The sequence below is a fragment of the Leeia speluncae genome (assembly GCF_020564625.1).
Taxonomy (GTDB): domain Bacteria; phylum Pseudomonadota; class Gammaproteobacteria; order Burkholderiales; family Leeiaceae; genus Leeia; species Leeia speluncae.
In genome coordinates this window covers 501,826-513,993 of the sequence record NZ_JAJBZT010000002.1, presented here as the reverse complement: position 1 = coordinate 513,993, position 12,168 = coordinate 501,826, and the positions used below count along the sequence as shown (strand labels likewise).

General features: G+C 46.1%; 16 protein-coding genes. 7 read left to right on the top strand and 9 right to left on the bottom strand.

Annotated elements, in window-relative coordinates; all coding sequences use genetic code 11:
- The first annotated feature begins 35 nt into the window (after positions 1–35).
- Positions 36–1,391 carry an acetyl-CoA carboxylase biotin carboxylase subunit gene (accC, locus tag LIN78_RS05430; RefSeq protein ID WP_227179297.1) on the top strand — a complete coding sequence of 452 codons (1,356 nt, stop codon included), beginning with the start codon at positions 36–38 and terminating at the stop codon, positions 1,389–1,391.
- Positions 1,392–1,629: 238 nt separating this feature from the next.
- Positions 1,630–2,544, top strand: a complete 915-nt coding sequence (gene yedA / locus LIN78_RS05425) for a drug/metabolite exporter YedA (protein ID WP_227179296.1) — start codon at positions 1,630–1,632, stop codon at positions 2,542–2,544.
- On the opposite strand, the gene LIN78_RS05420 is transcribed toward yedA, so the two are convergent.
- Both LIN78_RS05420 and LIN78_RS05415 read right to left on the bottom strand, forming a co-directional pair.
- Positions 2,532–3,191 (bottom strand): sensor histidine kinase, encoded by a 660-nt coding sequence (locus LIN78_RS05420; RefSeq protein ID WP_227179295.1) that lies wholly within the window; start codon positions 3,189–3,191, stop codon positions 2,532–2,534. The genes yedA and LIN78_RS05420 overlap by 13 nt on opposite strands.
- Positions 3,179–4,837, bottom strand: coding sequence for a response regulator (locus tag LIN78_RS05415; RefSeq protein WP_227179294.1), 1,659 nt, complete (start codon positions 4,835–4,837; stop codon positions 3,179–3,181). The genes LIN78_RS05420 and LIN78_RS05415 overlap by 13 nt, the downstream gene beginning before the upstream one ends.
- Before the next feature lie 196 nt (positions 4,838–5,033).
- On the opposite strand from LIN78_RS05415, the gene LIN78_RS05410 reads away from it, so the two are divergent.
- From LIN78_RS05410 to LIN78_RS05390, 5 genes are all read left to right on the top strand, one after another.
- Positions 5,034–5,795: a TSUP family transporter gene (locus LIN78_RS05410; protein ID WP_227179292.1), complete on the top strand. Its 762-nt coding sequence runs from the start codon at positions 5,034–5,036 to the stop codon at positions 5,793–5,795.
- Positions 5,796–6,003: 208 nt separating this feature from the next.
- Positions 6,004–7,911: a tRNA uridine-5-carboxymethylaminomethyl(34) synthesis enzyme MnmG gene (mnmG, locus tag LIN78_RS05405; protein WP_505744253.1), complete on the top strand. Its 1,908-nt coding sequence runs from the start codon at positions 6,004–6,006 to the stop codon at positions 7,909–7,911.
- Between the two features lie 51 nt (positions 7,912–7,962).
- Positions 7,963–8,601, top strand: coding sequence for a 16S rRNA (guanine(527)-N(7))-methyltransferase RsmG (gene rsmG, locus LIN78_RS05400; RefSeq protein WP_227179512.1), 639 nt, complete (start codon positions 7,963–7,965; stop codon positions 8,599–8,601).
- Positions 8,602–8,620: 19 nt separating this feature from the next.
- Entirely contained in the window at positions 8,621–9,415 is a 795-nt protein-coding gene (locus LIN78_RS05395) for a ParA family protein (RefSeq protein WP_227179288.1), read from the top strand.
- Between the two features lie 24 nt (positions 9,416–9,439).
- Complete coding sequence (locus LIN78_RS05390; protein ID WP_227179286.1) at positions 9,440–10,282, top strand: ParB/RepB/Spo0J family partition protein; 843 nt, start codon at positions 9,440–9,442, stop codon at positions 10,280–10,282.
- Between the two features lie 99 nt (positions 10,283–10,381).
- Here LIN78_RS05390 and LIN78_RS18125 read toward each other — a convergent pair whose 3' ends face one another.
- From LIN78_RS18125 to LIN78_RS18100, 7 genes are all read right to left on the bottom strand, one after another.
- Positions 10,382–10,507, bottom strand: coding sequence for a hypothetical protein (locus tag LIN78_RS18125; RefSeq protein ID WP_264474493.1), 126 nt, complete (start codon positions 10,505–10,507; stop codon positions 10,382–10,384).
- Between the two features lie 53 nt (positions 10,508–10,560).
- Positions 10,561–10,686, bottom strand: a complete 126-nt coding sequence (locus tag LIN78_RS18120; protein WP_264474491.1) for a hypothetical protein — start codon at positions 10,684–10,686, stop codon at positions 10,561–10,563.
- A 53-nt stretch (positions 10,687–10,739) separates the two neighbouring features.
- Positions 10,740–10,865, bottom strand: coding sequence for a hypothetical protein (locus LIN78_RS18115; protein ID WP_264474491.1), 126 nt, complete (start codon positions 10,863–10,865; stop codon positions 10,740–10,742).
- 53 nt (positions 10,866–10,918) lie between these two features.
- Positions 10,919–11,044: a hypothetical protein gene (locus LIN78_RS18110; RefSeq protein WP_264474492.1), complete on the bottom strand. Its 126-nt coding sequence runs from the start codon at positions 11,042–11,044 to the stop codon at positions 10,919–10,921.
- A 197-nt stretch (positions 11,045–11,241) separates the two neighbouring features.
- Complete coding sequence (locus LIN78_RS05385) at positions 11,242–11,469, bottom strand: helix-turn-helix domain-containing protein (RefSeq protein ID WP_308443951.1); 228 nt, start codon at positions 11,467–11,469, stop codon at positions 11,242–11,244.
- Positions 11,470–11,818: 349 nt separating this feature from the next.
- Positions 11,819–11,944 (bottom strand): hypothetical protein, encoded by a 126-nt coding sequence (locus LIN78_RS18105; protein ID WP_264474491.1) that lies wholly within the window; start codon positions 11,942–11,944, stop codon positions 11,819–11,821.
- A gap of 53 nt (positions 11,945–11,997) precedes the next feature.
- Positions 11,998–12,123 (bottom strand): hypothetical protein, encoded by a 126-nt coding sequence (locus LIN78_RS18100; RefSeq protein WP_264474490.1) that lies wholly within the window; start codon positions 12,121–12,123, stop codon positions 11,998–12,000.
- Between the last annotated feature and the right edge of the window lie 45 nt (positions 12,124–12,168).

Here is a 12,168-nt window from a genome sequence, read left to right as displayed (position 1 = left end):
CCTCATTCTGGTTTCTTCCTCACGGAGAATCTAACATGTTTGAAAAAATTCTGATTGCCAACCGTGGCGAAATCGCACTACGCATTCAACGTGCATGCCGTGAAATGGGCATTAAAACCGTTGTTGTTCACTCTGACGTGGACCGCGAAGCGAAATACGTGAAGTTGGCAGATGAGTCTGTTTGTATTGGTCCAGCACCAAGCAATCAAAGTTACTTAAATGTGCCAGCGATTATTTCTGCGGCAGAAGTGACAGACGCACAAGCGATTCACCCAGGCTACGGCTTCTTGTCTGAAAACGCAGACTTTGCTGAGCGCGTAGAAAAAAGTGGCTTTGTCTTTATCGGCCCACGCCCTGACACCATTCGCAAAATGGGTGACAAGGTGTCTGCTAAGCAAGCCATGATTGAAGCAGGTGTACCTTGTGTACCTGGTTCTGGTGGTGCACTACCGGATGATCCGAAAGAGATCATGAAAATAGCTAAGGAAATTGGCTATCCAGTCATCATTAAAGCGGCTGGCGGTGGTGGTGGTCGTGGGATGCGTGTCGTGCATTCTGAAGGTTCATTGATCAATTCTGTTCAAATGACCCGAACAGAAGCCGGTGCCGCATTCGGTAACCCAACTGTCTACATGGAAAAATTCCTAGAAAATCCACGTCACGTGGAAATTCAGGTATTGGCTGATGAGCATGGCAATGCGGTTTACTTAGGTGAACGTGATTGCTCGATGCAGCGTCGTCACCAAAAGGTGATTGAAGAAGCACCAGCACCAGGTATTACAGCGGCGCAACGCCAAAAAGTAGGCGAGGCATGTGCAGAAGCATGTCGTCGCATTGGCTATCGTGGCGCAGGTACATTTGAGTTCTTGTTTGAAAACGGCGAGTTCTACTTCATTGAAATGAACACCCGCGTTCAGGTAGAGCACCCTGTGACCGAAATGATTACCGGCATTGATATTGTTCAAGAACAGATTAAAATTGCTGCGGGTCAGAAGCTATCGTTTAGCCAGAAAGACGTTCACCTGACAGGTCATGCATTTGAATGCCGTATTAATGCGGAAGATCCATTCAATTTCATCCCATCGCCAGGTGTGGTCACTACTTATCATGCGCCTGGTGGTCCTGGTATTCGTGTAGATTCACATATTTACCAAGGTTATCGTGTTCCATCGAACTATGATTCGATGGTAGCGAAGCTGATTGCTTATGGAAAAACCCGTGAGCAAGCGATGGCAAAAATGCGTATTGCACTTTCTGAGATGATGGTTGGCGGTATTAAAACCAATATCCCACTACATCAGGAATTAATGCTTGATGCAGCATTTATAAAAGGTGGTACTAGTATTCACTACCTAGAGCATCGCTTAGAAGCACTGAAAAAAGGCGAATAAGCCGGTTGTCTGCATACAATAATGCCCGCCTTGTGCGGGCATTATTGTTTTCAAAGCCAAAACACTGTTTGGCCTTTTAAACAAAAGTGTTATTTCATTTTTTCCACTTAACCCCACTGCATTTATTACCGCAATCTGATTAGAATAAATCTCATTCCAACCTTCATAAATGCCCTTTTACTGGCCTTCATGAATAGGAAGACAGGCAACCGCCTAACGACTCTTTAGGATTTATATCATGTCAGCCACTGCGATCTCTCCTCCCGCTCGTCCAACGATGTTTAGTCCAACAGTGATCATCGCTTTGCTGTCCGTCTATATCGTATGGGGATCCACGTACCTTGGGATTGCATGGGCCATTGAGAGCATTCCGCCGTTGCTGATGGCCGGGACACGGTTTTTATTAGCAGGAACCGCGATGTTTCTATGGTGCTTGTCACGAGGCGAAACAATGCCTACCCGCCAGCAATGGCGTGCCGCAGCATTAATGGGCCTATTGATGATGGCTGGTGGCAATGGTTTAGTGACGATTGCCGAACAATGGATGCCAAGTGGCGTCGCCGCCATTATGATTGCTACGGTGCCTTTATTTGCGCTGATTTTTGGCCACCTAGTGAATCGGCAACCAGCCCACTGGCTAGAGTGGTCGGGGATTGTGACTGGCTTTGCAGGAATCGTCTTACTCAATAGTGAAAAAACACTACTCGCACAGCCCTTAGGTATCTTTTTGCTACTCTCTGCGGCGGCTTGCTGGGCATTAGGCACGGTTATTGGTAAACGCTTACCACTCGCCAACGGTATGATGGGCAGTGCTACCCAAATGCTAATGGGGGGCGCATTGATGCTAATCTTTGGCTTTACAAGGGGAGAGCGCTTACATGCAATACCAACTACGCATTCCATCTTAGCCATGCTTTATTTAGCCGTGTTTGGCTCGATTTTGGCGTATTCAGCCTACTCGTACTTAATGAGAAATGTAAGACCGGCATTGGCGACAAGCTATGCTTATGTGAATCCAATGGTGGCGGTGACTTTAGGAGTAGTACTTAATAATGAGCATGTTTCCCCCAAAATGGGGTTTGCTATGCTCATCATTTTAGGCGCAGTGGGCATGGTGATGCTTGCCCAACGCCTACATCATCAAGGCAAATAGCAGCGAAGCGCGGCGCCAGATAATCTGGTGCTGCGCTCAAATTTAACTTCCCCTTTTCTGCCGGTTTTCTGATCTTCATGGGCGGCTAATAGCTGGTTAGCCAGCATAATCCCTACGCCAGATGCACTTGGCCGATGAATAGGGACGCTATCGGAATCATATTCACCGTCATCTTCTATACTGATGCATAAACGGCTATCTTCAGAGTAGCAAACGACCTCAATACGGTGTTGTGCAAAATCTAGGGCATTTTGAATGCCCACCTTAATCGCTAATCGCACCATATCTGCATCAAAAATCCACACCGATGGTAACTCATCGTCTAACAGCACTTCCATTTCTAGCCCTTTCTGGGCCACACTGTCAGTCGACTCATCCAAGATCTCTTGCAGGAAGTCCGCTAAAGTCACCGTGTTGTAGTTCAACTGCAGCGACTCTTTATCCATATTGCGCTGATAAAGCGATAAAACGCTGAGCGAGCCATCCACAAGATGTTTCAACTTTTGTCGAAGTTGTTCGATGTCTGATTTAATGGGCTCTGCTCGCTCATCCGCAGCAATCGCATCAATTCGCAGCAACACTTCATGCATGAGGTTTTTATTGTCATGCACCACAGCAGCCAGTAGGGTAGGGATTAATTGCGCCATGATTTCCCCTGACGACTTAGAATTTGAATGAGTTTTTGTTTCACCACTTGCACTTGTTGGCGAATTTGATTGTCTTTTACCGAGCTGATATTTAGAACAATATTTTCTACCTGTGTCGCGTAGTCTTGGTCATAGCCATTTTTCTCAAGTGCTGCAATCAGGATCTTAGATAAGTTAATCGCCACCCGCGTATTGGCAGGCATTCGATTGTACGCATCGGTCATCAGCTTAATCGCCGTTTTAAAGTCACCACGGCTAGCCGCTTGCACACCATCATTATTGATTTTGGTCACCACTTCCACAGCACCTTGAGAGGCCTTGTTGAAGAAGTCGGACTTACCATTGCGCATGAACAAGTTTTCAATATTTTTGCGCAGTTTCTCGTCTGAATGCTGTTCTAGTACCGACTGCGCCAACTCCAACGTTTCAGGGTGATCAAGCAGCAAACAGGCTTTGATCACTTCCGGCGCCAGTTCACTACTAATCCCGACGCCATCTCGTTTCATCAACGCTAATGCTTGATCAAGCATTTTCCTGGCGTGCTCATGATTGCCTTTTTCTGCATAGATACGCGCCTCTACCACTGATGCGGTGATATTCATCTCGGTGCTATGCATCGAGCGCTTACCTTGCGATAGCACAGATAATGCATCATCGTGCTTACCGAGTTCACTTTTGACAGCCGCTAAGCCCAATACATGATCTGGCTTAATTAACTCAGAAATACCCGCCCGACTTACCGCCTTACCAAACATAATTTCAGCAGTTTGTAAGTCGCCATTCTCTTTGGCTAACTCGCCAATTTCTAACACACGGGCAATACTAAGCGATCTATCAACCGCTTTTTGCAAAGTGGCTTGCGCCCCTTCTGGGTCGCCACTTTCTCTTTGGACTTGTGCTAGCGTGTCATACGCCCTTAGAAAATGCGGATTATCCGCGACCAACTCTTTTAAAGCCTCTCCCGCCAGTTCTAGCTGACTGGTGGCTTGGAAAATCTGAGCCATGCCGTATTTAGCCCAAGGTACTGCCTTATGGCTAAGAATATCGTCGTAGAGCTTTTGTGCTTCTTCATGACGATCTTGCTGAAGCAACAACTCTGCTTTCAAGCGCAGAAAATCCACCACAAAACGCGGGGCTTTTTTTAGCCCAGTATCACAGGCCAAAATGGCATTATCTAAATCCCGCTTTTCTATGAGTTGATACACTTCACCTAATGCGGTTTTTCGTTCAATCGCCCGATTTAATCTGGAAAACAATACATCATGTGAGAAGGGTTTTAAGATGTAATCATCCGGACCATATTCCGCAGCGGCCACGACCTTTTCGTAGATCCGCTCCGCAGTGGTCATGATAAAGATAGTTTCAGCTGTAATTTGCTTAGAAATACGAAGCTCTTCCAGCAGCTCCTGACCATTCATTCCTTCGGGGTCGAGCATGTAATCACACAAGACAATATCGAATTGTTTGCCGGAGAATTTTTTCCTTGCTTCTGCCGCACGCTGGGCAATATCGATACGTGTGATGCCAATCGCATTCATCATCGATTTCATGCTTTCGCGCATCGCTTGGTTGTCTTCCACGATTAAAACCGAGAACCGTTCAAAGCTGATGATCGGTTTGCTGGGCTTTATGGATTGTAAAGACACTCGATTCTCCGCAGTCAGAAGTGCAAAGGATTAGCATAACACTAGATGCAGCCAACGTTTCAATGTCTTTTCCATCTTCCCCTATTATTTATAGGGTTATTTGTCTCATCGCTCAAGCATTCAACTATTTAATGGAATGAATTTATCCCTTTTTCTACATTCGGGTAGAATGCCCTTTTAAGGGGAGCCAATAAAAATGGATTGGATATGGGTTGTTGCGGGTATCGCCGCCTTTACTGCTGGACTAATGGATGCAGCAGTCGGAGGAGGGGGCCTCATTCAAATACCCGCTTTATTCGGCATTTTTCCTAAAGAAATTCCCGCTAGTCTACTTGGCACCAATAAAGTCTCTTCGGCATTTGGGGTCAGTATGGCCTCCTACCGATTTGCCAGAAAAGTGACCATGCCATGGGCCATCACCTTCACCACCATGGCAGCCTCTTTTACTTTTTCGATGATAGGTACCAGCTTTGCACAAGCGCTACCCGCAGAGTATATGCGCCCGATTGTCGTTACCTTGTTGCTCATTGTAGCGATTCAAACCCTGCTGCAACCCAAGTTAGGCACTAGTCATGAACCGAAGCAAACGGGCAAGAAAGCCCTGTGGCTTGCCGCAGGCATCGGTGCCTTGATTGGTGGTTATGATGGATTCTTTGGACCGGGGACAGGAACTTTCTTCATTTTTGCGTTTGTGCGCATTTTTGGGTTTGATTTTCTGCATGCCTCTGCAAACGCAAAACTGGCCAACCTGGCATCTAACATTGGTTCGATTATCTTATTTGGTCTGACGGGCCACGTGCTTTGGCTCATTGCGCTACCAATGGCGGTCTGCAATTTAATCGGTGCTTATGTTGGAAGCCACCTCGCCATTCGCTATGGCAGCAAGCTCATTCGTAAGCTATTTTTGGTCTTAGTCTTCTTGCTCATCGGTAAGATGATCTTTGATATGCTGAAATAAACACTCATTTTCTACTAAATGAACAAATTTGATGGCGCCTATGAAATAACTGCATAGACGCCATCTTCTTGATTTATATAGGCTATTTTTCGTTGCGTTTCACGTGAAACCAAACCGGTTTGGCTGAAAATCGTACAAGATCGCCTATTATCCGACATACAAATCACGTAAAATACGCTGTTCGATTGAAGATTTCCGGATGGTTCTGATGCTGTATCCAAAGCGCTTTGATGTGATTGTCGTCGGTGGTGGCCATGCAGGCACCGAGGCTGCGCTTGCGGCCGCCCGTATGGGTTGCCAAACTTTATTGTTAACACACAATATTGAAACCCTTGGTCAAATGTCTTGTAACCCATCTATTGGTGGGATCGGCAAAGGCCACTTGGTGAAAGAAGTGGATGCCTTGGGCGGTGCGATGGCACTAGCAACAGACGAAGGTGGCATTCAGTTCAGAACTCTCAACTCTTCAAAAGGCCCCGCTGTTCGCGCCACGCGTGCGCAAGCAGACCGCATTCTTTATAAAGCAGCGATCCGTCGCATGCTGGAAAACCAACCCAACTTAACCTTGTTCCAACAAGCGGTTGACGACATTACCTTGCACGGCGACAAAGTCACCGGCGTATTAACGCAAGTGGGTATTCGCTTTGAGGCAGACTCGGTGGTTTTAACGGCCGGTACGTTCTTAAATGGTTTGGTACACGTCGGCATGTCGAACTACACCGCCGGTCGGGCAGGGGACCCTGCGTCCATTACCTTGTCTCAGCGTTTACGTGGCATGCAACTGCCAGTTGGCCGCCTAAAAACAGGCACGCCACCACGTATTGATGGTAAAACCATCGATTTTTCCAGACTACAAGTACAACCAGGCGATGATCCTGCTCCAGTGTTTTCTTACATGGGTAGCCGTGACATGCATCCGCAACAATTGCCTTGCTGGATCACTCATACCAATGAAAAAACACATGACATCATTCGTGCCAACTTAGATCGTAGCCCGATGTATGCCGGCGTGATTGAAGGGATCGGCCCTCGTTATTGCCCGTCAATTGAAGACAAAATCACCCGCTTTGCCGATAAAGATAGCCATCAAGTCTTCCTAGAACCAGAAGGCCTAACCACGCATGAGATTTATCCAAACGGCGTATCGACCAGCTTGCCGTTTGATGTTCAGCTCGCAGTGATTCATAGTTTGCCAGGCCTTGAAGCCGCACACATTTTGCGTCCAGGCTATGCCATCGAATACGATTACTTTGATCCACGCGGGTTAAAAAATACGCTAGAAACAAAAGCGATTAACGGTCTTTTCTTTGCGGGTCAAATTAACGGCACCACCGGTTATGAAGAAGCTGCCGCACAAGGCTTGTTGGCAGGGATTAACGCGGCGCGCCAATCAAAAGAACAAGAAGGATGGTGTCCACGTCGTGACGAAGCCTACCTTGGCGTCTTGGTAGATGACCTGATTACCCGTGGCGTCACCGAACCGTACCGTATGTTTACCAGCCGCGCCGAGTACCGCTTGCAACTACGTGAAGATAACGCCGATTTACGTCTAACTGAAATTGGCCGAGAAATGGGCTTAGTAGATGACGCAAGGTGGGATGCATTTAGCCGTAAGCGGGATGCCGTGGCAGCTGACATCGAACGCCTAAAATCTACTTGGGTAAATCCCCGCATTCTTAGTACCGAAGCAGCCATGCCAGTATTAGGGATGGGGATTGAACGCGAGTACTCATTAGCAGATTTGCTACGTCGCCCGAACGTCACTTACGACCAACTACATACTTTGGAAGTAAGCGGCTGGGATCCACTGAGTGATAAAGCCATGACAGACCCTGCTATTCGTGAGCAGGTAGAAATTCAGATTAAATACCAAGGCTATATTGAGCGACAACAAGCCGATGTTGCCCGTGTGGGTGAATTGGAAGACGTCGCGCTATCAGTAGACATGGATTACAACGACGTACGCGGACTATCAAAAGAAGTTCAGCAAAAATTGAATCAACACAAACCCCAGACCTTGGGACAGGCATCTCGTATTTCCGGCATTACCCCGGCGGCAATTTCGATCCTGTTGGTTCATTTAAAAAAACAACAACAGGCAAATAAGGCTAACTAATTAGCCATTCCCCATCGACTACCAATTGGGTATTTACCCGGAAAATGCATGATGAATCTGGAAGAATTGAAAGAACAACTCGCACGCGGTATTGATGCACTAGGCTTATCTTTAGATAAAACGCGTCAACTCTTATTGCTTGAATACCTACAGCTATTAGTAAAGTGGAATAAAATCCATAATCTGACGGCGGTTCGTGACCCTGAACAAATGGTGACCCATCATTTGTTAGACGCACTAGCGGTTATTCCTCATCTAAGCAGTAGCAAACGTATTTTAGATGTAGGTAGCGGTGGTGGTATTCCTGGCCTTATTTTGGCGATTTCTCGCCCAGACTGGGAAATCCACTTAATCGATAGCAACCATAAAAAGACGGCCTTCTTGCAACAAGCGGCGATCGAATTACAACTGCCGAACGTCACCGTACACACCGGTCGTATCGAAGCATTGGATATTCCACCGTTTGATACTGTTATTTCTCGTGCATTCTCTGAGCTTGCTGACTTTGTGAAGCTAGCGCATAAAATGCTTGCGGCTGACGGTGCATTCCAAGCCATGAAGGGTGTTTATCCGTTTGAAGAAGTGGCGCAACTACCGGCAGGATTCAAAGTAGAATCGATCACCCCGTTAGTGGTGCCTGAACTCAATGCGGAACGTCACTTGGTGACCATCCGTAAAGTCGCTGCTTAATCAGCAAAAGGACGTCCAGATGGCGATAACGCTTGCGATTACCAACCAGAAAGGTGGGGTGGGAAAAACCACCACCGCCGTCAACTTGTCTGCCGGTTTGGCCGCAAAGGGCCTCCGCGTGTTGCTCGTCGATCTGGACCCGCAAGCCAATGCCACCATGGGATGCGGCATCGATAAATTGCATGTACCGCTAACCGTTTACCACCTGCTACTAGAAACCGCTGAGCTGACTGACATTCGGAAAAAGGCGGATGCAGGGTTTGATGTCATTCCTGCCAACCGCGATTTGGCCGGCGCAGAAGTGGAAATGGTTAGCCTACTAGCACGTGAACAACGGTTAAAAGGTGCGCTGGAAGACATCCAGGATCAATATGATTTGATCTTGTTAGATTGCCCGCCCGCACTGAATCTGCTCACGCTGAATGGATTAGTCGCAGCCGATGCCGTACTCATCCCGATGCAATGCGAATACTACGCGCTGGAAGGGTTGTCTGACCTAGTGAACACGATTCGCATGGTGAAAAAGCACCTGAATAATCGCATTGATATTTTGGGCTTACTTCGCACCATGGTCGATGCGCGTAGCACCCTTAGCCAGCAAGTATCAGAACAGTTGCAAAAGCATTTTGGTGACAAAGTGTTTGAAACCGTCATTCCTCGTAATGTAAGGCTCGCCGAAGCACCAAGTCATGGTATTCCGGGCGTGCTTTACGATAAATCTTCTCGTGGTGCGCAAGCTTACGCCGCCTTTACAGATGAACTCATTAGTCGTTGTCAGTTATCGCTTCCCGAAACTGCCGATTCTGCTGCCTAAATATCGTCGGAGATCTTTTTCAAGATGGCAAAACTCAAAGGTTTGGGACGCGGGTTAGATGCATTATTAGCTGATAGCCTAAGTACCAGTGATGACACGCTTTCTACCTTACCGGTTAGCTTTTTACAGCCAGGTAAGTACCAGCCTCGTAGCCATATGGATAGCGAAGCGCTATCCGAACTTGCTAGCTCGATTCAATCTCAAGGGTTGATTCAGCCGATCTTGGTACGAGCACTGCCACTACCAGACCGCTATGAAATTATTGCCGGTGAACGCCGCTGGAGAGCTTCTCAGCTAGCCGGGCTGACTGATGTGCCAGTGATTATCCGCAATGTGGCCGATGAAGCTGCATTAGCAATTGCCTTGATTGAAAACATTCAGCGCCAAGAACTCAATGCGCTGGAAGAAGCACAAGGTTTACAGCGTCTGATTGACGAATTTGGCATGACTCATGAAACGGCTGCCAATGCAGTTGGCCGTTCTCGTAGTGCAGTCAGTAACTTACTTCGCTTGTTGCAACTGCCGAAAGCGATCCAAACCTTTTTGAATGAAAAGAAAATGGAAATGGGTCATGCACGCGCCTTGCTTGCATTGCCAGCCAATCTACAACTTTCTGCCGCACAAAATGTAGTTGATAAATCACTAAATGTTCGCCAAACGGAAGCATTAGTGAAAGATTGGTTAAACCCAAAACCACCGACCAAGGCAAAACCGGTGAATCCAGACGTGGCAAAACTATCAGAAAATCTGTCTGATCGACTAGGCACAAAAGTGGAAATTAAAGGCAACACCAAAGGTAAAGGCAAGATTGTGATCGACTATGACAGTCTTGATCAGTTAGATGGATTATTAAAGCGTTTTCAGTGATGTAGCTTGAAGGGCGAATGAAATATTCGCTACTACCGATCGATATAAAAAACCCAAGGTTGACTATTTACCTTGGGTTTTTTATTGTGGCCCGCATGCTTATTTACCAAATGCTTGTTGTTTCTGAGCTAGGTAGTCTTCGTGGTTATGGTTGTCTGCTGCTGAAGCGGTCATTGCTGCGCCAAGAGCCAATACTGAAGCGACAATTGCGATAATTTTTTTCATGATCTTTGTCCTTTAATTCGTTTGTTCTTTATTTAACCAAGCGTATGCCTAGCTTATTTACCGAAAGCTTGCTGTTTCTGAGCTAGGTAGTCATCGTGGTTATGGTTGTCTGCTGCTGAAGCGGTCATTGCTGCGCCAAGAGCCAATACTGAAGCGACGATTGCGATTACTTTTTTCATGATCTTTGTTCTTTAATTCGTTTGTTCTTTATTCAACCAAGCGTTGGCTTGGCTTATTTACCGAAAGCTTGTTGTTTCTGAGCTAGGTAGTCATCGTGGTTATGGTTGTCTGCTGCTGAAGCGGTCATTGCTGCACCAAGAGCCAATACTGAAGCGACGATTGCGATTACTTTTTTCATGATCTTTGTCCTTTAATTCGTTTGTTCTTTATTCAACCAAGCGTTGGCTTGGTTTATTTACCGAAAGCTTGTTTTTTCTGAGCTAGGTAGTCATCGTGGTTATGGTTGTCTGCTGCTGAAGCGGTCATTGCTGCGCCAAGAGCCAATACTGAAGCGACGATTGCGATTACTTTTTTCATGATTCATTTCCTTTACATTCAGTGATCTGTCTTTTCGACAGAGAAGTTAGCTAGCTATTAATACGTTTGCTAACTAAGTGAATGCATTATTTCATCTTTATTTTCGATATAAAAGCGCAATAAATAGCATTATTAAATCGAATTTTTAGATGTGTTTAAAAAAAGGAAATACAAGGAAGGAGGGGAGGAGCGTTAAATTACAAGCTAGTTCGATCTGCACGCGGGCTTTGACCAAATCGCTGCCGATACGCTCGTGCAAAATAGGTAGACGACTCAAAGCCACAAGCCACACAAACCTCCATTACACCAAGGCCGGTTTGTTTAAGCAGTTGCCTAGCCCGTTCTAATCGTAGATTTAAATAAAACAAACTTGGTGTAGTTTTCAGCAATGCTTTAAATAATCGTTCTAATTGCCGCCTTGTGATGCTCTACTCCTCAAAGTAAATTGCATCCAGATGCTACAAATTTTCAATCACTAACAAAAGGATCGGAATGACTTCTATTGCAAAAGCGCTTTAGTTCAATTGCAGAAGTTAGGCACACTTTAAAGGAGAGAAGGGGAAGGTTCGGCAACTTGCAGCGACACAGTTACAACCTATAGCGACGTTTTTACTTTTTCGTATTTTAGATTGGCAATTTTAAAAATCACCATTCATTGCCACTCAAAAAGCAAAAGGCCGAGATCGTGATCGATTCTCAGCCTAATATCTGTGGATTACTCCACGTTGACCTATTTCAGGTCGAATGCCTCTTTAGCGAAGCAAAGTGCAACCATTACTTACCGAAAGCTTGTTGTTTCTGAGCTAGGTAGTCATCGTGGTTATGGTTGTCTGCTGCGGAAGCAGTCATTGCAGCACCAAGGGCCAATACTGAAGCGACGATTGCGATTACTTTTTTCATGATCTTTGTCCTTTAATTCGTTTGTTCTTTATTCAACTAAGCGTTGGCTTGGCTTATTTACCGAAAGCTTGTTGTTTCTGAGCTAGGTAGTCATCGTGGTTATGGTTGTCTGCTGCTGAAGCGGTCATTGCTGCGCCAAGAGCCAATACTGAAGCGACGATTGCGATAATTTTTTTCATGATCTTTGTCCTTTAATTCATTTGTTCTTTATTCAATCAAGCGTT